Source organism: Clostridium sp. Marseille-P299, from assembly GCF_900078195.1.
Taxonomy (GTDB): Bacteria; Bacillota; Clostridia; order Lachnospirales; family Lachnospiraceae; genus Lachnoclostridium.
In genome coordinates this window covers 296,574-316,869 of sequence record NZ_FJVE01000004.1, presented here as the reverse complement: position 1 = coordinate 316,869, position 20,296 = coordinate 296,574, and the positions used below count along the sequence as shown (strand labels likewise).

The window sequence follows — 20,296 nt, the reverse complement described above, 5'->3', positions numbered from 1 at the left end:
TTTGCCTCCGTTCATTCTTTAAATGTTCCTTATTATGCTTCATATTCAGTTCTGTAAATAACTTCATCTTGTATAGGCTTACCGATTTCACACCAGTACTGTGTAAATCCAGCTACACGAACCATTAAGTCTCTGTAATTATCTGGTCTCTCCTGAGCATCTCTTAATGTTTCTGAATCAACAACGTTAAACTGAACATGAAATCCACCTTTTCTCATGTAAGCACGTACAATATCAAGAAGTTTTCTTGTTCCATTCAAACCTCTTACTGCTGTAGGATGAAGTTTTAAATTCATTTGTGAGTTTTGTTCCATTGAGTGGTCATAAACAGATGCAGATTCGAATATAGCATAAATACCATTCTTATCAGTTCCAGCCTCTGCAGATAAAGAACCATCTGAGTAAGTTGTACCTGCCAATCTTCCATCTGCTGTAGCTAATGTTACAAAACCTTGAGGACCATGGGTTGATACTGAGATTTGGCATAGATATAAAGGTTTGCCGTAGTATGACTTAAATTTACGAACCATGTCATACATGTAATACTCATAGTCTCTTAAAATATTATCAGCATATGGGTCTGCATTTCCGTATTTTGGTGCATTTATGCAAGCCGCAAAAATCTCTTCGTATTTAGGGCTGTTTTCTGTGCTCACTCTTGAATCTGGTGAGAATACCCCTGTTTGGTATGCAGTTTCAAATCCAAAGTTATTAAGCAATGCATCTGTCATTTCTTCGATTGTAAACTTTTTATCATCAAAGACATTTTTCTTAATAGAAGCTAAGGAATTAATCAATGTGATAGTACCACAAGATTCGAAGTTAATCGTTGCATTATATCTTGCGCCCATAGCACCAATGTCTTGACCATTGGTAAAGCAATCTGGTTTTAAGAGTGAGTTAACAACAGGCATGTTATTTTTTCTCCAAAGATCCATTTGGATATTATTAACCTTATTAACAACATCTGTAGTAAGCTCCATATATTTTCCCCATTGATCCACCATGGTTTCATAAGAATCAATCGTTCTATTGTGAGCTGGATATATTTGTTTTCCTGTTCTTTTATCTAGACCGTTTGTTAAAACAAGTTCAAGTATTTTAGGCATAGCAATAAAATGAACACCTGTACCGCAGGTAGGTGAAGCTCCGCCAGGAATCATGGTTACTTTTCCATTATAATGTAGTGGTAAGAAGCATCCAGGGGCAGATTCAAGACATCCTCCAAGACACCATGCTCTTGCGTCTTCAAGACTCATTCCTTCTGGTCCATAATTTCTTAACATAAAGTTCATACCAGTCTGGTTATTCACCCATGCAGGATATCCGCATCCTAATTTTGTACAGGAAGCAGCTTTCATAAGAAAGTCTTCAGGTGTCTTTTCATCATATAATACAGTTAGTGTAGGTTGAGGAGTTCTATTTCTCATACCTGCTTCAACAATTAAATATTCCAGTGGAGTAACTGCTGTAAGGCCATGGTAACTTTGTCCACCTAAAGAAAGGTTGTTGAATGTATTGCCGGAAAGAACACCGCCAGATACTCCAGCGGATGCAAAACATTCAATACAAGTAATTTTAATTCTGTATAATTCAAGAAGTTCAATAACATCTTCATCTGTCATAATGCCATCTTCAATATCTTTTTCATAAAATGGCTGTAATACTTGTCCAAGTCTACCAATGGATTGACCAGACTGAGGATCTTCATTGACAACGCCTAAATGACAACAGATTGTCATCTGAATTGCTTCCCAGAAGTTTGAAGGTTTCTTATGTGCAATATTTCCCATAACTTCTTGAATCTTTTCGTAGTTAGCTTTTAATTCTGGGTCTGTTTCAATGGAAGCTAAATATTGTGCCTGCTTTGAATAGTTTTCACACCAAGCGCTCAATCCTTTTGTGATTTCTTTCATTGCTACGTAGTAATAACCTCTACTCATGCCCTGAATTCCATCATCACCTGCTTCACCCATAACCTCAGCGATTTTTTCATCACATAATTCTATGATTCTGTCAAAACCATATTCCAAAGGCAAGTAATAGTTCATTACTTCACGTCCTTGAGGAATTGCCCAGGAATCAAACATACAGATAACAGATTCCATAATTCGTTGTTCTAAATCATAACCTGGTGTGAACTTTGCATATTTTGCACTTATGTCTTCAACAGAAACCCCATCCCAAGGTTTAGATGTTTTAACCAAAACTGGGATTTCTTCCTTTCTCATACCAAACTTCTTAGCAAGAGAAATAACATTTCCATAACTTTCAGTAACATTACCGCCACCAGCACCAACCATGCTGACTGAATCAGCTTCACTCTCTGCTGGAGCATCCACTTCGTTCATTAAAGCTTCTGCCTGTGCGTTAAAGAAACTTGCACAAACCCAAGGAAATGGGAAAGCACCTCTAACATTCTTTGTCTTGTTCATAACAAGTTTCTCATAAGGCAAAATTGTAGGTGTGATATGTGATAAGCATGCAGCCATAGCTTTCGCTCTTCTTACGATAGTTACATCTCCGTCATTTTCCCACCAAGCTCTGTTGTACCAGTATGGAGCTTCCATATCTGCAGTAACTTTTAAGTTGTAGTAGATTTCCATAAGTCTTTTTGTGCTCTCTTTTGGTTCTGGAATTTTATAATCTTGAGCGTCAACATCTGCCATGTCAATACCACGACTTTTTAAGACATCTTCAAGTGTATTTCCTGTTGAATTCATTTAAAATACCTCTTTTCTTTCCTAACTAATATATATCAATAAACTATTTAGTTGGAATTTATATTGTTGTAAAATTCCAGCATAAATAGATTGACCCCAAAAAAATCTGTAAATCAGAACTTATTAAGTACTGACTTACAGAGTTTCTTGAAACGATAATATTATAGTACTTATTTTTTATCATCTGATAGTGTAAATTACACTATCCTGAATAGACATTCTTTAGAAAATATAAAAGGAGTAGCATTTAACTCTTGGAAGCTTTTAATCATATCATCTATATATCTATGGTTATATATTGTATTTTTGTATATATAGACCCTATTAATTGAAATATATGGGATGCATGCTATAATTGAAAGTCGAGACAAGAAATCAGGGGGAATTATGGAGAAGAATGCATTAAAAAAGAGAAAATGGGTGACCAAGGTCGTTATGCTTGCCTTTTTTGTGGCGGCAGTACTGATGTATTTTTTTATACCATCAGTAAATAAGAATTTTAATAGTATATTAAAGATGTTCGCAAGCGGTGATTTTAAGGTACTTAGAACGTTCGTTGAGTCTTATGGACCGTATGCAGTATTGGTATCATTTTTATTGATGATATTACAATCCATAGCGGCACCGTTGCCAGCTTTCTTAATTACATTTGCAAATGCCAATCTATTTGGCTGGTGGCAGGGGGCAATTTTATCCTGGGTGAGTTCTATGGTGGGAGCAGCTATTTGCTTCTTTATTGCAAGAATTTTGGGACGTGATGTAGTAGAAAAATTGACAAGTAAAACAGGAATAAAACAAATTGATGATTTTTTCAAAAAGCATGGTCGTATGAGTATATTAATTGCTAGATTACTTCCTTTTATCTCTTTTGATATCGTTAGCTATGCGTCAGGGCTTACGTCTATGTCATTTGGTGGCTTTATAGTTGCAACTGGGATTGGTCAATTACCTGCAACCGTTATTTACTCTTATGTGGGAGGAATGCTAACTGGTGGTGCACAGATGTTTGTAACAGCATTACTGATTTTGTTTGCACTGTCTGCATTGATTGTTTTATTCCGCCAGCTTTACATAGAACGTCAGAAGAGGCACGGTAACAATGGAAAATAAGAAAGGCTTAACAAAGCTTCTGTTATTTACGTTGCTTGTTATTGTTATTGTGACATTAAACGGCTGTTTTGGTTGGTCTAAGTATTTGAGCAACATGGACAACCTTTCCTTTTTACAGGAAATCGTCAATAATAATTTCTTAGTAGCCATTTTCATCTATATTGTGCTGACGATTGTCGGATGTGTGGTGTTTGCCCTTCCAGGCATTACATTTGCTGTTATAGCGGGGGTTTTGTTTGGACCTGTCATTGGTATATTTGCATGCCTTGTTGCCACCACTTTAGGAGCAATGTTAGCATTTTTAACTGCACGATTTTTTTTGAGGGACACAATTAAGCCGATGCTTGAGAAGAATAGTGTACTAAAAAAACTTCTATTTTTAGAAGATGGAAAGAGCGATATGCTCGTATTAATGATTACTAGAATGGTTCCAATTTTCCCATACAATTTGCAGAATTTCGCCTATGGGATTACTGATATTAGTTTTTGGAAATACTCAATCTTTACATTCATATTTATGCTTCCTGGAGTATCTTTTTTTACAATTGGAGCTGCGGGGCTTACGGCAGGTGAGGAAAAATGGAGATATTTTCTCATTGCAGGAATTCTTGCGTTTGTAGTTACTGGAACGGGAATTTTGATTCAAAGAAAGTTCCTAAAGGCTGATAAGGAAGAATTGTAAGATATGAGGATTTGAAAATGATGTTAACTAAAAAGTAACGTAAATAGATGAATGAATTTGATGATGTGAATTCATAAGTAATGAGAATGGATGAATAAATGTAAAGTTATGAATGAAAAAATGAAGAAGGTGGAACAAATTACATAAATAAATAGAATTTAGAATTACAGTAATAATGAAAAGTAGGATGCGAATATAAAAATATTGGAATAAAGGAAAAACACCATGAAAAAGAAATTGTTTACAATGTTTATGCTTACAGTACTGCTATTTTCTATGGCAGCTTGCTCAAAGAAAGAGAATAATACAAAGGAAATGGAAACAGATATCGCTGATATGACCTTTGAAGAAATGGTAGAGTCAGCAAAAGGAACCACAGTTACGTTTTACGGGTGGGGTGGAGATGAACAGCTTAATCAGTGGCTTGATAATGAATTTGCACCACTTATGAAAGAAAAATATGATATTACCATGGAACGTGTACCTATGGACATTGATCAGGTACTTAGCCAACTCTCTGGTGAAGTACAGGCAGGGAAAGAAAAAGGAAGTATTGATATGATTTGGATCAATGGTGAGAATTTTCAATCTGCAAAAGAAAATAATATGCTTTACGGTCCATTTGTAGATAAACTTCCGAATTATAACGAGTATATCGATACAGAATCAGAAGATGTTACATTAGATTTTGCATACCCGATTGAGGGATTTGAGGCACCATATGGAAAGGCACAGATTGTCATGATTGCAGATACTGCTGTTGTTACTGAATTGCCAACCAGCACTGAGGCATTAATGGAATTTGTGAAAAAGAATCCGGGGAAGGTGACATATCCAGCCCTTCCAGATTTTACAGGAAGTGCATTTGTGCGTAACGTTATTTATGATATCTGTGGATATGAACAGTTTCTTACGATGGAAGCAGATAAAGAAGTGGTAAAAGAAGCCATAGAACCAGCGCTTGAATATTTAAGACAGTTAAATCCATATTTATGGAATCAGGGAACTACATTTCCGAATTCTTCAACCACACTGGATAACATGTTTGCAGATGGTGAAGTGTTACTAAATATGAGCTATGATGCATATGGGACAGCGATAAAGATAGAAAATGGAACGTATACTGAAACGACTCAGACATTTCAGTTTGACAAGGGCACCATTGGAAATACTAACTTTATGGCAATCGCAGTGAATGCACCAAACAAAGCTGGAGCCATGGTAGCCATTAATGAAATGATTTCTCCTGAAGTTCAGGCAGACCGATATGATGAGTTGAAAGTACTTCCGGTAGTGGATTACGATAAATTAAATGATACACAAAAAGAAGCTTTTGATAAAGTAGATCTAGGAAAAGGAACAATTCCTCAAGATGAACTTCTTGAAAAACGTTTACCAGAGATGAAGGCTGAATTAGTACCTATCATTGAAGAAATATGGGAAGAAGAGGTAGTTGGGAAGTAATGTGGAAGAAGTCAGCTCCCTACAGATTGTTAATACCGCAGATAATATTATCAATAATATTTTTAATCGGATTAATAAGTGCAATTGCTCAGAGCCTTGGGGTGATTCCTGCATTTGGATTAACGGAACCAACACTTAAGTATTATAAAGAGATTTTAAGAAATCCAAGTACAATGAGGTCCATTGAATATAGTCTTAGGATTGCTTTTATTTCTTCTGTACTAGCAACGTTCATTGGTGTAGTTATATGTGCTGTGATTGTTATGAGCCGCAGAACAAAAGGGAGTTACATGAGAATTGTGCAACTGCCTATTGTGGTGCCTCATGTAGTGGTAGCGTTATTTACAATTAATATATTATCTCAAAATGGAATGGTAGCCAGAATTTTTTATTCTTTAGGAATTATTAAGGAACAGCAGCAATTTCCAATGTTTATGTATGATTCTTATGGGATAGGAATTATTCTGGCTTATCTGTGGAAAGAGGTTCCCTTTATTATATATTTTATTATTGCTTTAATGTCGAATATCAATGATAAATTAGGTGAAGCAGCTAGGAATTTGGGGGCTAGTAGATGGACGTCCTTTTATAAGGTAACATTACCGCTTTGTAAAAATTCAATCCTAAGTGGATTCCTTATTATATTTGTCTTTTCGTTAGGAGCATATGAGCTGCCCGCGATTCTTGGAGCAACAATGCCAAGAGCACTTCCCGTACAGGCATATATTGAGTATATTCATCCGAATTTAAAGAACAGACCTTATGCTATGGCTTTAAATGGAATCATTATTATTATCTCATGTATCAGTGCGTGTATTTACTATATACTAATGGAAAAAAAGATCAGGAGATTGAACCAAAGAAAGCAGGGAAAAGAATGACAGGAAAGAAGAATAAAATTACTACATTAATATTATTCACATTTGCGCTTATCATTTTGATACCTGTTTTCACAATTTTCATTTGGGTATTTGTAGAACGCTGGGCATGGCCAGATTTGTTACCTCAGGTTTTTTCTACTCGTGCAGCACTAGAAATACTTAGTAGAAAACATCAGATGGTTTCGCTCTTTATGTCCAGTATATTCATATCTACTGTGGTAGCAGCCTTGTCAGTAGTGATAGGTACCATGACGGCAAGAGCATTTGTATTTTATGATTTTAAAGGAAAAGGAATACTTTATTTCCTATCGATTCTACCTTTTATGGTGCCAGCAACGGTATTCGCTATGGGGATACAGGTGACGTTTATTAAGGCAGGACTTAACAATACAGTGTATGGGGTAGTGATAGCCCAACTTATTTATTCCCTACCATATGCAATCAGGCTTTTGATGGATGGAACCAAGGGAGTAGGAAAAGGATTGGAAGAGCAGGCAAGAGTTCTTGGAGCAACACCCCTTAAGGCATTTTATAAGGTATCATTACCACTTTTAGTACCGGTGATGTTGTCAGCGTTTAGCATGGCATACCTTGTGTCTTTTAGTCAGTATTTTCTTACCTTATTAATTGGCGGAGGAAAGGTGAAAACCTTTACCATAGTGATGGTACCTTATTTGCAGAGCGGAGATAGAAATATTGCTTCGGTATATAGTGCTGTGTTTTTAGGCATAACACTCGTTATATTTGGACTATTTGAGTGGGTTGCAAATAAATACAGTAAAAACTACAAAGTAGATTATTATGCCTAACAGGAGTTTGTATGAGTTTAGTCATTAAAAAATTAAATGTAAAATTACAAAAAGAAGACATTTTACATGAAGTGAATATGGAGATAAAAGACGGTGAATTTATATCTTTATTAGGGGCATCTGGTTGCGGTAAAAGTACACTTTTAAAGAGCATTGCCGGTCTGATTGAGATAGAATCAGGGGAGATTTCCGTAAATGAAAAATCTATGAAGGAAATACCACCTGAAAAAAGAGGGACTGTGATTGTATTTCAAGACCTGCGTCTTTTCCCTCATATGACAGTAGAAAAAAACATTGCATTTTCTATGGAACTTAAAAAGATACCTAAGAAGATTCAAAAAGAGCGGGTATCACAATTATTAAAAGAAGTTCAACTTGAGGGCTTTGAAAAGAGAAAGATACGAGAAATGTCAGGGGGGCAGCTGCAAAGAGTCGCACTGGCAAGAGCATTGGCTGCCGAGCCTAGAGTACTGCTCTTAGATGAACCCTTCTCAGGGCTGGATGGGAAGCTTCGGATAGAGATGGCTAGTTTAGTTAAGAAATTACATGAAACACGCTGTTTAACTACCATTTTAGTCACTCATGATAAGCAGGAAGCACTTCAGTTATCGGACCGAATTGCATTGATGAGTGAAGGAAGAATCATTCAATATGACGTTCCTCACAATATACTATATCATCCGAAAAATCAGAAGGTTGAAGAATATATTGGGAAGGCAAACTGCATGATAGGGACCGTTAAGAACGGCAGATTCATAGGTAAGGCCTGTGAATGGGAGGCTGACTTAGAGGATGGCGTTTATGAAGTGAATATTGCAGTGGATGGTTCAGGTTTTACTTATTTTCGAAAAGAGATAAGTGAGAACTAGAAAAGCTTATAGTTCTAGGAAAACGTTTAGCTCTTAATAAAACATATAGTTCTTGAAGAATACGTCATATTACGTGGGAAAAGCACACAGATAGGAGTTTGTGATGAAGAAAATTATATTTGATTGCGATAATACCATGGGAATTAAGGGATGTGATGTGGATGATGGATTGGCATTACTATATCTATTAGGCTGTAAGGATGCTACAGTTTGTGGAATCACCGCAACCTATGGCAACAACAAGATTGACGCAGTTTATTCGAATATAAAAGAGATGCAAAAGGAAATTGGATGTGAGGACATAACTTTAAAGAAGGGCGGAAGTTGTCCTGGTGATTATAGGAATGAAGCATCTGAATATCTGGCTGAGATGGCAAGTCGCTATCCAGGGGAATTATCCATTCTGGCTACTGGGTCTTTGACCAATTTGCAAGGCGCATATGAACTGGAACCTAATTTTTATAAATATGTAAAAGAGATTGTATTGATGGGTGGAATTACCTCTCCGCTGGTATTTGAAAAGAAAGTGATGGATGAGCTGAATTTTTCTTGCGATCCACTGGCCACATATCATGTTTTGAAATACGGACATGATGTATCCGTTATTACCGGTAATAATTGTTTGAAGGTTTTATTCACAAAAGAAGAGTATAAAAGGGAACTTTTTAACAGTGAAAAGAGAATTGCAAAATATATCAGGGAGAAAACCGACTACTGGTTTTCTTATAATCAGGATGGGTATGGAATTAAAGGATTCTATAACTGGGATGTTACGGCAGCGGTATATTTAATGCATCCTGAATTATTTGAAAAGAAGGAAAGATTTTTTGATCTTTCAAAGGAAGATTTAACGAAGGGATATTTAAGGGAAGAAAACGAAGGATATACCTTGAATTTGCCTGAAATAAAAGATGAAATGTCATTTAAACGCAATATATATGACACATGGCTTGAGGTACCAATGGCTTATAAATAAGGGAAAGTTATAAGCTTTTGAATACATAAAAATTAAAAGAACAGGAAATTAGGGTGAGAGGAAGGATATCTTTTACTCAAACTGATTTGTACGTGTGCTAAGTGCACAGATAGGAGATTAATTATGAAGAAAAAAGTAATGAGTTTAGGGTTCGCAGTGGTATTATCATTATCCTTATTGGTAGGATGTAATTCTAAGGAGGGTGCTAAGGTTTCAGACGACGGATATCAGTATGTGTCAGCTTCTGAAACTGTGAAGTTAGCGAAAGATGGAAGCGGACATGTATTAGATGTACGTGAATGGAGTACATATGAAGAAGGAAGAGTTGTAGGCTCTGAGTGGTGTCCGATTTTTCCTTTAGAAGAGGAAGCCCTTGCAGATGAAATGGCTACTTATGCAAAAGAAAATTTAAATGATGGCGAAAAAATCTATATTATTTGTAATAGTGGACAAAGAGGGGCACAGAAAGCAACAGAAGTGTTAACAGAAGCAGGTATTGACGCATCTTTAATCTATACAGTTGAAGGTGGAGCAAAAGCATTGGCGAAAGAGAAGAATGCACTTACAACAGATCGTTCTGATGAAACTATTGAATGGCAGTATATAAGTGGTGAAGAAGCATTACAAAATGCGGATGCTCAAATCATTGATGTACGTGATGATGAGAATTATAATGCAGGACATTTAAAAGGCTCTATTCATAGTGATTTAACAGATTTTGATGATGCAAAAGCACAGACAGCATTGTATAATTTGGCTGAAGAAAAATTAGATAAAGAGAAACCAGTTTACTTCTTATGTTACAGTGGTAATAAATGTGCCAAAGCAGGTGTTTCTGTATTAAAAGATGCAGGATTTGATGTAGACAATTTATATATTATTGAAGATGGAGCAAAGGGAGCAGCAGTACAGGCAGCTTTTGTACAGGAGTAAAATAAAAGTAAGAGTTTCCTTGGTTCGTGGATTTTCCGAAATACCGACCCGTATTTAGAAATTATAATACGGGTCGTAAATATCTTTGATAGTTTTTAAGAAAGGATAAAAGGAATGGACAAGATTAAGGGGTTAAGAGACTATCTTGAGCAGAGTAGTTTAAAGGATGTGTTAGAAATTCCGAAAGAAGAAAGAATCGTATATAAAGAATTGGCTCAAGGTGAATATAATATTAACTATGTTTTTGAGCATCCGGTGACGAAGAAGAAGATGGTCCTTCGAGTAAACACAGGGAGCCAAATGAATCTTTTAAATCAAATACAATATGAATATGATGCTCTTGAATTTTTAAAGGAATCTGGACGAACCCCGAGACCTTTCTATGTAGATGGAAGCAAAGAATTCCTAGATTATGGTGTCATGGTTATGGAATTTTTAGAAGGAAGAAGTTTAAATTATAAAACGGATCTTCCTCTTGCAGCAGAATGTTTGGCTGATATTCATAGTGTTCCGATATTAGGTCATAAAGGGCTTTTATCGCCACCAAATCCTCTTAAGGCTATCTTAGATGAATGCCATGCTATGGTTCAAACATATTATGATTCGCCTCTTGGTAGTATTAAGATTAAGAAACAAATTGAAAAAATGTTAAAGTATGGTGAGGAAAAATTAGCTTCCGAGGGTGTTTATACAGGATATCACTGTTGCATTAACACGGAACTTAATTCAGGAAATTTCCTTATAAACGGTTATGGGAAATCTAATTATCTGGTGGACTGGGAGAAGCCTTTATCGGGGAATCCAGTACAGGATTTGGGACATTTTCTAGCTCCTACCACTACTTTTTGGAAGACGGATATTATTCTTTCTCAAAAAGAAATAGATGAGTTTGTACAAGCGTATCTTATGGCTGTGGATGGACGATTTATGATAGAGAACTTGAAAGAACAGTTAGAACTTTTTATATCAATTACCTGTCTTCGAGGGATTACATGGTGCGCTATGGCGTGGGTGCAATACCAAGAACCAGGACGACTCATACGTAATCAAGATACATTCCATAAACTTGAGGATTATTTAAATGAAGATTTTTTGGTTCGTATTGAAAGACAGTATTTTAAACCTTAATTCGTTTCACAAATTCATCATAGTCACGTCGACGTAAAAGTTTCAATCCTTGTAATTAATATACTGTTCTGGTTGAATTTATCAAGTATAGTATAGATTTTGAAACTAAGAAGCTTGAGTTACGAATTTAAACTTAAGGTAGATAAGAGTTAGAATAAATATTTTAGAATTAGGAGTAAACGATGAAGAAGAGAGTATTAAAAGTATTATTATGCGCAGCAATGGCAAGTGTGTTGGTAACTGGTTGCACAGCGGCTACAAAGGAAAACGATGCAACACAGCAAAAAGAAGAAAGCAATGTAACAGCGGATGCAGTAGATACTAGAAAAGTGTATGTGACACCACAATGGGTACAGAGTGTTATTGATGGAAATCAAAAGGAATCGGAAAATTATATTATTCTTGAATGTTCATGGGGTACAGAAGAAGATAGCGTCACATATAAGGAAGGTCATATTCCAGGATCCGTTCATATGAATACAGACAATGTTGAGTCAGAAGAGTACTGGAATTTAAGAGAGCCAGAAGAATTTGTAGCGTTGATGTCAGAGTTTGGTATTACAAAAGATACAACAGTGATTTGTTATAGTGATACAGGTTCAAATTCAGCCGATGATAGAGTTGCATTTTCTATGCTTTGGGCAGGAGTTGAAAATGTTAAATGTTTAGATGGTGGAATGGAAGCCTGGGTAAAGGCTGATTATGCAATAGAAAAAGAAAGTAATAAGCCAAGTAAAACAGAAGAAGATTTTGGAGTTACCATTCCTGCACATCCTGAGTATATACTTTCTATTGATGAAGTAAAAGATAAGCTTGAAAATGATGAAAATTTCAAGTTAGTTAGTATTCGAAGTAAACAAGAATTTCTAGGTGAGACAAGCGGCTACGGATACATTGATAGAGCTGGAGAGCCAAAAGGTGCAATTTGGGGACATGATACCGATGACGGATCTTATAATAACGAAGATGGAACTACAGTAGGAATTGATGTGTTAGAGGGATACTTACAAGAATCTGGCGCTTCTTTAGATAATGAACTATCTTTCTATTGTGGTACAGGATGGAGAGCAACAATTCCATTTTTAATCTGTTATGAGAATTCTTATGAAAATGTCTCTTTATACGATGGAGGTTGGAATCAATGGCAGATGAATGATGAGCTTCCAGTTCAGGTAGGAGATCCAAATAGTGATGATTGTGTATATACTACAGTAGGAGAGCTATCAACGGATAAAGCAGCAAAATAATTCTGTAAAAGTTGAAAGTTAATAGCAAGTGTAGCAGGTTGAAAAACTGTGTTTTTCAACTACTTTGGAAGGAGTATGGTTATAAATATGAGAAAGGTAGGCTATCTCTTCTTGACATTGGTAGAATTACTTCTGTTTTTAGGAGGATATTTGATACGATATTTTACAAAAAAGAAAATGGGAATGGCCAGATACGTGATTTATAAAAATCAGAGATGGGAACGAGATTATCCCTTAGAATCATGGAAGACTTCCGTATTATTACTGATTGTACTCTTGACAGTAGCAGTTGTTATATTTTATATAATCAGAAGAAATAAAATCACGAAGATGACTTCTATGGTGAATGGGGGGATGGTTGTAATGACGGTGTTGTATACGGTGTTTACAGCTATGAACTCAGTAAAAACTATGAGAGCTTTTTATTTTATTAGTCCTATTTTTGCTCTCGCCACTATAGTACAGATTATAAAGGCATTTGCTGCGATACTCACTGACCCATCAAAAGGAAGTGCAAATTATGAAAAAGGAATTTCATAAATCGGTAGATACAAATTCATGTATACATTGTGGTTTGTGTATGAAGAACTGTCTGTTTCTTGACAAGTATAAGATAGATATCGGTGCTATGAAAGATTTTAAAGAATTGGCTTATCACTGCTTTTTATGTGGAAAATGCTCTGAGGTTTGTCCAAAAGGAATTGATGGAAGAGAAGTTATTCTTCAAATACGTAGGGAGCAAACAGAAAAAAATAATGGAAAGTTACCTGTAAAGGGGTACAACATGCTTCTAGGTGAAAAGAAGAACTATCTCTTTCGGAATTATAAGCAGCCGGGAAAAAGTGTATTGTTTCCCGGTTGTAATTTTCCATCGTTTTATCCCAGAACCACAAAGAGGCTAGTTGATTTATTAAAAGAGAAGGCAGACATAGGTGTGGTATTTGATTGTTGTGGGAAACCAATCGCTGAATTGGGATTGTACAAGCAGGAGAAACTACTCTTAGATAATTTGAATGATAGATTGAAAAAGTTTAATATTCAGGAAGTAATTATGGTCTGTCCTAATTGTTATGACTTTTTAGAAGGAAAATTACAGGTTAAGGTAGTTAGTATTTATGAGAAGCTTCAAGAACTTGGAATTGGTCAGAAAATTAAAGGAGACATACAGGTCTTTAGACCTTGCCCAGATCGCAAAGAAAATAGGTGGCTTTCATGGATGAATACTTATCTAAACGGTGAGGTTCATGTCATACAGGAGGCACAGTGTTGTGGGCTTGGAGGCTGCGCTGGGGTGAAAGAGCCAGAGTTAGCAAAAAGAATGCCAAAAGCATTGAAAAATTATAAGCACATTTATACGTATTGTGGATCCTGTGCGGGGCATCTTAGTAGAAATGGATGTGAAAATGTGTCACACATTTTAACAGAAATTTTAGGGATTCACGAAGATCCAGATACAGAAAAGTCGCTAATGAATCGAATAAAAACAAAGTTCTGGTAATATGAAGCTTGAAGAAAAACCTATTTCACACTAATAAGTAACAAAAGGCAGTAATTAATTAAGATACTGGAGATAATAAGTAAATGAAAAGAGCAATCATTATATTTACACGGGTACCTATCCCGGGAGAGACGAAAACGAGAATGATGCCTTGGCTTAAGCCATCGGAATGTGCACAGCTGCATCGTTGTTTTCTTTATGATATAAAAGAGGAGTGCCAGAAGGTAGGCGCAGATATCTATGTTTGCTACACCCCAGAAGGTAAAGAAGATGGCCTGGTTTCTATTTTAGGTAGTGATAAGGAGTATTTCCCTCAGACCGGAACAGATTTGGGTGAAAAAATGTATCATGGCATTCAAAGCGTTTTAGGCCATGGATATGACGCTTGTATTTTAATTGGAACGGATGTACCTGAGATTAGAGCAAAACATCTTCAAAAGGCTTTTTGTATTTTAGAAAGTAAGGATGTAGTATTTGGGCCCACTTCAGATGGAGGATATTATTTAGTTGGAATGAAAACTCCATATATTGAAGTGTTTCATAAACAAAGTTATGGGCATGATAAGGTGCTTGAGAATACTTCTAAATACTTAAGGGATCACGGGATAACAATAGGATATATACCAAAGTTATCAGATATGGATGTTCCAGAGGATTTAAAAAGATTTAAAGAACGAATGCGCACAGATAAGAGCCTACAACAAACAATGACTGGTAAGTATTTAATGCGGACAAGCCGTATTTCTATTATTGTTCCTATTTATAATGAAGAAGCTACAATAATTAAGATGCAAGAGCAATTAAGACCTCTTAAAAATAAATGTGAAATTTTATTTGTGGACGGAGGGAGTACTGATAAAACCTTGGAATTACTGGACTTAGAATTTCGTATTCTTCATTCGAAAAAGGGAAGACAAAATCAAATGAATCTTGGGGCAAAAGAAAGTACTGGTGATATTTTATTCTTTCTGCATTGTGACAGTGAGCTTCCAAAGAATCCTCTCAGCCAAATTCGGTATGTAATGAAAGACCATAGAGTAGGATGTTTTGGAATTGCTTTTCATTCTTGGAATTTCTTTATGTGGACATGTAGGGTTATTTCTAATCATCGAGTAAAAGATAGAAAAGTAATATTTGGTGATCAAGGGCTTTTTATTGATCGAGACTTATTTTTCGAAATAGGGATGTTCCCTGATCTTCCTATTATGGAGGACTATCAACTATCCCTTACATTAAAAGAAAGAAATGAAAAGTTAGGAATGACCAAGAAACGTATCTATACTTCGGATAGAAGATTCCCAAAAGGTACGATTCCTAAGCTTAAATTGATGTGGCAGATGAATCGTTTAAGAAAGATGTATCGAAGTGGTGTGGATGTTAATAAGATTGCAAAGTTATATAAGGATATACGGTAGAATATAGGCATTATAAGGGTACGAGAATAGCATAGAAAAAGTTTGTTTGATAAAATATAAGGAGCTTGAGAAGGAGCTTAGCATATTAAATAAGAGACAGTTGTATATGACAATAAATTAGTCATGATACATCTGTCTTTTTTTAATGATAAGAAATAAAAGCATAAACGCTTTGTTCTATTATTTAAAAATCGTTCCCCCTAAGGATACGCATCTGTGCGCGGAGCAAAAGGTGTGTTATATAAGTATTTGCTCGCGAGAGTGTATGAAGCGCACTTTAGTTCTTAATGCCTCTAATAAAGAATATACCAAATAATAGAAAATACAATAAAATTATTTATGCAAAACTTACAAAAACAATTAAAAATAAAATCTATTTTAAACAAAATGTATGAAGGCGTCTTATATTTTTATTGACAAGGTTAATAAAAATATGATATTTTATACTCATAAGATAAAACGTTTTACCATTTGCTCTAGATTCAATTATAACAGAAGAAAAGGAGAACAAATATGGTCGAGATTATTATTTCAATTGCAGCAATAATATTGCTTACAGTGTTAATTGTAAAGAAATATAATACTACAATTGCATTACTTTTATGTGGAATTATTTTATTAGCTGCAGCTGTCATTTTAGGACATCCAGTTTTGGATAGTGATTCTACAACTGGTTTTGCGCTGCTTGATATTTTCAAAAATATTGAGACAGCATTTTTAAGTCAATTAGGTAACATAGGTTTAACACTTATGACTTTAATGGGTTATTCAACCTACATGACTTATATTGGTGCTAATGATAAAACTGTTCAGATTATGTTAAAACCGATCGGTAAGATCAAATCAAAATATGTCTTAGTGCCAATTATATTTTTACTAGGAAACTTATTGTCATTAGTTGTACCAAGTGCTTCTAGCTTAGGCGTATTATTAATGGCAACACTCTTCCCAATTTTAACAAGAGTCGGAATGAGCCCTTTAACAGCAGCAGGTATTATTGCTACTACAGCAACGATCGTGCCTACACCCCTTGGAGCTGACAATGTAATCGCAGCTGAAACTTTTGGGATGACAATACTTGATTATGTTGGAAAGCATGCGGCTATTTCCATTCCTTCATTACTTCTTATGACTATTGCACATTATTTTTGGCAAAAATATTGTGATAAAAAGGATGAAGCAAAAGGTACTACATTTAAAACTGAGTTAAAAGGTCTACGTGAAGATCTACCTCCAACCTTTTATGGATTATTACCAGTATTACCTTTGATTTTAGTAATTGTTATAAATTTAGGATTTCCTTCATTAAATGTTGGCCTAGTAACTATTACTTTTATCAGTTTAATTGTAACAATTATATGTGAAGCTTTAAGAAAAAGACAAATCCCTAAGGTTACTCAAGATGTGCAAGAGTTTTTCAAAGGTATGGGAACTGGTTTAGCATCTGTAGTATCCATAATGGTTGCAGCAACTGTATTCGTTAATGGATTAAAAGCTCTAGGTGTTGTTGATATGCTTATGGAATCAGCAAATGGATTAGAAGGTGCTGGCGTTATTATGATGTTAGCGTTTAGTGGAATTACATTTGTGATTGGATTAATTAGTGGTAATGGATTATCTGTATTTTATGCAACGGTTGGATTAATTCCAAGTGTTGCTGCGGCAGCAGGTGTATCACCAGCGATGATCGCTCTACCAATGCAGATGATTGCTAACTTGGTGCGTTCGATATCACCAGTGGCAGCTGTTATCGTTATTGTAGCATCATCAACTGGAGCAACTCCAATTCAGTTAGTTAAGAGAACAAGCGTGCCAATTATTGTTGGAACGATAAGCTGCTTAGTTTTATCATTTGTGTTATTATTCTAAGCTAAAAGAATGAGCGCTTACTGGCGCTCATTTTTATAATAATATTCAAGTTATCGTTTAAACTGCAGTAAAAGCTTTTAATTTAGTAGAAATATTTAAAAGCAAATTATTTAGAGATTATGGTTCGTTATATTTAAAAAGAGATTATAGTTCGTTATATTTTTGAAGGGATATTTAAGATATAGGTGATTGGATGAAATTAGAAGTTGTTGATAATGCATTAACTCCAGAAATATATATCGATGTCAGAAAGCAGGTAAATTTTAAGGAATATGGTTATGAAGACGTAAAAATTTCCCTTGAGAATTCTCTTTATACAGTGGTGATTTTTGATGATGGAAAGCCCGTAGGGATTTCAAGAATCGTCGGAGATGGAAGAATTGTTTTTTTTATTAAGGATGTTGTAGTTATTCCTGAATATCAAAAACGTAAGATAGGTTCTATGTTGATGAATCGTTTAGAAGAATACATTTCAAAGACAGCATGCGATGGCGCATATATAGGGCTTATGTCTACTCCAGGACTGGCTGGATTTTATAAAAAGTTTGGCTTTATTGAAAGACCGACTAAGGACTTAGGACCGGGAATGGTTAAATATCATAGTGTATGATTTATGGAAAGACTTCAGATATATGAGGAAATGCGCATGCTTGACTGGCAATTTGATTACGAATGAAAAATGACTGTGAAGTGGCAGTTTTATTAAAGAAGAGGTGACCAATTATGAAAAAACTAATAGTACTAGGCAGCCTAAATATGGACCTTTCAATTCAAAGTGATTATATGCCAAAGAGCGGTGAAACTATTAATGGATATGGTTTCTTTATGAATTCAGGTGGTAAGGGCGGTAACCAAGCAGTAGCTGCGGCTAAACTTGGTGTAGAAGTTAAAATGATTGCTAAAGTTGGAAATGACATCTTTGGTAAGCAATTAGTAGAGGATTTAAAAAACTATGGTGTAGATGTTTCTAATGTAGAGATTTCTGATGACGTTTCATCGGGAGTTGCTATGATTACGAGGTGTAACAATGATAACAGAATTATACTAAGTAATGGTGCAAATCATGCATTGGATTTTGATTCTATAAAAGATAAATTACAAAAGATTGGGAATCCAGGGGATGTTTTCTTAACACAGCTAGAAAATGATTTTGAAGTTGTTAAGAAATCTTTAAAGTATGCAAAAGAACTTGGACTTTATACGATTTTAAACCCTGCTCCTGCAAGAGTATTAGAAGATGATTTATATCAATATTTAGATTTAATTATTGTAAATCAAAGCGAATGTGAGTTATTAACTGGTATTTACCCTGATAATGAAGGCACCTATCAAGAGGTACTGGATGTATTTCAGGCTAAGGGTGTAAAGGCGATTGTTACACTTGGTACAGATGGAAGTATTACAAATTACAATGGTAAACTTCAGCATATAGATTCAAGAAAAGTAAAAGCCGTGGATACAACAGCAGCAGGAGATTCCTATATTGGAGCTTTATGTCGCTATATCGTTTACGATAAAGATTTTATAGAAGGTTTAAGATTTGCTTCCGATGTAGCAGCTCTAACAGTTACTAAAGAGGGTGCACAGGTTGCGATACCTTACTTAAATGAAGTAGAGGAATATTTTAAAGAGAATAAGTAAAATAATAGTGTTTTCACTGTGAAATAGCAGTATTTCCACTGGAAAGGAAAATCCTTTTCATTATTGTGTTCAGCCAAAGGCAGAAAGAGAGAAAATTATGAATAAAAGACCAATTATTATAGATACAGATCCAGGCATTGATGATGCCTTAGCAATTGCGATTGCATTATATTCAGAGGAATTAGATGTAAAGTTAATTACCACTGTAGCAGGTAATGTTGGATTAGATAAAACCACATACAATGCATTGCGTTTATTAAAATTCTTTGAAAAAGAGAATATCCCAGTTGCAGTAGGAGCAGAGGGGCCACTCATCAGACCTTATGAAGACGCTAGCTCAGTTCATGGTAAGAGTGGTATGGAAGGTTATGATTTTGAAGATCCAACTCAAACGCCAATAAAAGAGCACGCAATAAATGCCATGAGAAAGGTTATCATGGAAAGCGAAGAGCCAATAACAATCGTTGCTATTGGGCCATTAACAAACGTAGCACTTTTATTAAAGGTATATCCAGAAGTAAAAGAAAACATCAAAGAAGTTGTTATGATGGGTGGAAGTGCAAGCCGTGGAAATAAGGGTGTTATGTCAGAATATAATGTAGGTGTTGACCCAGAAGCTGCACATATCCTATTCCATAGCAGACTTGAAATTACCATGGTAGGCTTAGATGTTGGTATGAAGGCATTGGTATTGCCAGAGGATAGTGAAGAAATTAAAACTATGAATAAAACAGGAGAAATGGCATACTGCTTATTCAAAAAATATCGTGGTGGTAGTTTTAACACAGGGTTAAAAATGTATGATAGTACTGCTATCGCTTACCTACTTGCTCCTGAAATTTATGAAGTAGTAGATACCTACATTGATGTTGAACTTGCAGGTTCAATGACTGCAGGATGTACCGTAGTTGACTTAAGAGGTTATCTAAAACAACCAAACAATGCTAAGATTTGTCTTGATATTGATCCGGATAAATTCCGTCAATGGTTTAAAGAATCAATTCGTAAGTGCAATTAGTTAAATGTAATTTTATAAGACATAAAAGCTGTA

General features: G+C 35.3%; 18 protein-coding genes. 17 read left to right on the top strand and 1 reads right to left on the bottom strand.

Features of this window, described 5'->3' with window-relative positions; all coding sequences use genetic code 11:
* Positions 1–32 precede the first annotated feature (32 nt).
* Complete coding sequence (hpdB, locus tag BN4220_RS01330) at positions 33–2,723, bottom strand: 4-hydroxyphenylacetate decarboxylase large subunit (protein ID WP_066712503.1); 2,691 nt, start codon at positions 2,721–2,723, stop codon at positions 33–35.
* Positions 2,724–3,110: 387 nt separating this feature from the next.
* Here hpdB and BN4220_RS01325 point away from each other — a divergent pair, with 387 nt between their 5' ends.
* The 17 genes from BN4220_RS01325 to rihC all read left to right on the top strand — a co-directional run bounded on the left by BN4220_RS01325 (position 3,111) and on the right by rihC (position 20,263).
* Positions 3,111–3,833 carry a TVP38/TMEM64 family protein gene (locus BN4220_RS01325; protein WP_066712500.1) on the top strand — a complete coding sequence of 241 codons (723 nt, stop codon included), beginning with the start codon at positions 3,111–3,113 and terminating at the stop codon, positions 3,831–3,833.
* Entirely contained in the window at positions 3,823–4,515 is a 693-nt protein-coding gene (locus tag BN4220_RS01320; protein ID WP_066712498.1) for a TVP38/TMEM64 family protein, read from the top strand. Before BN4220_RS01325 ends, BN4220_RS01320 begins: the two co-directional genes overlap by 11 nt.
* 225 nt (positions 4,516–4,740) lie before the next feature.
* Complete coding sequence (locus tag BN4220_RS01315; RefSeq protein WP_066712491.1) at positions 4,741–5,979, top strand: ABC transporter substrate-binding protein; 1,239 nt, start codon at positions 4,741–4,743, stop codon at positions 5,977–5,979.
* Positions 5,979–6,860: an ABC transporter permease gene (locus tag BN4220_RS01310; protein ID WP_066712487.1), complete on the top strand. Its 882-nt coding sequence runs from the start codon at positions 5,979–5,981 to the stop codon at positions 6,858–6,860. Before BN4220_RS01315 ends, BN4220_RS01310 begins: the two co-directional genes overlap by 1 nt.
* Positions 6,857–7,669, top strand: coding sequence for an ABC transporter permease (locus BN4220_RS01305; protein ID WP_066712486.1), 813 nt, complete (start codon positions 6,857–6,859; stop codon positions 7,667–7,669). The genes BN4220_RS01310 and BN4220_RS01305 overlap by 4 nt, the downstream gene beginning before the upstream one ends.
* A gap of 11 nt (positions 7,670–7,680) precedes the next feature.
* Positions 7,681–8,538, top strand: a complete 858-nt coding sequence (locus BN4220_RS01300; RefSeq protein WP_082811950.1) for an ABC transporter ATP-binding protein — start codon at positions 7,681–7,683, stop codon at positions 8,536–8,538.
* Positions 8,539–8,641: 103 nt separating this feature from the next.
* Positions 8,642–9,514 (top strand): nucleoside hydrolase, encoded by an 873-nt coding sequence (locus BN4220_RS01295; protein WP_066712481.1) that lies wholly within the window; start codon positions 8,642–8,644, stop codon positions 9,512–9,514.
* Between the two features lie 123 nt (positions 9,515–9,637).
* Complete coding sequence (locus tag BN4220_RS01290; RefSeq protein WP_066712477.1) at positions 9,638–10,447, top strand: rhodanese-like domain-containing protein; 810 nt, start codon at positions 9,638–9,640, stop codon at positions 10,445–10,447.
* Positions 10,448–10,561: 114 nt separating this feature from the next.
* Positions 10,562–11,575 (top strand): aminoglycoside phosphotransferase family protein, encoded by a 1,014-nt coding sequence (locus BN4220_RS01285; protein ID WP_066712474.1) that lies wholly within the window; start codon positions 10,562–10,564, stop codon positions 11,573–11,575.
* A 182-nt stretch (positions 11,576–11,757) separates the two neighbouring features.
* Entirely contained in the window at positions 11,758–12,822 is a 1,065-nt protein-coding gene (locus BN4220_RS01280; protein WP_066712471.1) for a sulfurtransferase, read from the top strand.
* A gap of 150 nt (positions 12,823–12,972) precedes the next feature.
* Complete coding sequence (locus BN4220_RS01275; RefSeq protein WP_148401674.1) at positions 12,973–13,362, top strand: hypothetical protein; 390 nt, start codon at positions 12,973–12,975, stop codon at positions 13,360–13,362.
* On the top strand, positions 13,343–14,320 hold the full coding sequence (locus BN4220_RS01270; protein WP_066712467.1) for a (Fe-S)-binding protein: 978 nt from the start codon (positions 13,343–13,345) through the stop codon (positions 14,318–14,320). Before BN4220_RS01275 ends, BN4220_RS01270 begins: the two co-directional genes overlap by 20 nt.
* An 83-nt stretch (positions 14,321–14,403) precedes the next feature.
* A complete protein-coding gene (locus BN4220_RS01265) occupies positions 14,404–15,735 on the top strand; it encodes a TIGR04283 family arsenosugar biosynthesis glycosyltransferase (RefSeq protein WP_066712465.1) in 1,332 nt (443 codons plus the stop codon).
* Positions 15,736–16,248: 513 nt separating this feature from the next.
* A complete protein-coding gene (gene dcuC, locus BN4220_RS01260; RefSeq protein WP_066712463.1) occupies positions 16,249–17,604 on the top strand; it encodes a C4-dicarboxylate transporter DcuC in 1,356 nt (451 codons plus the stop codon).
* Positions 17,605–17,797: 193 nt separating this feature from the next.
* Positions 17,798–18,214, top strand: a complete 417-nt coding sequence (locus tag BN4220_RS01255; RefSeq protein ID WP_066712461.1) for a GNAT family N-acetyltransferase — start codon at positions 17,798–17,800, stop codon at positions 18,212–18,214.
* Between the two features lie 113 nt (positions 18,215–18,327).
* A complete protein-coding gene (gene rbsK / locus BN4220_RS01250) occupies positions 18,328–19,245 on the top strand; it encodes a ribokinase (RefSeq protein ID WP_066712459.1) in 918 nt (305 codons plus the stop codon).
* Between the two features lie 97 nt (positions 19,246–19,342).
* Positions 19,343–20,263, top strand: coding sequence for a ribonucleoside hydrolase RihC (rihC, locus tag BN4220_RS01245; protein ID WP_066712458.1), 921 nt, complete (start codon positions 19,343–19,345; stop codon positions 20,261–20,263).
* Positions 20,264–20,296 lie beyond the last annotated feature (33 nt).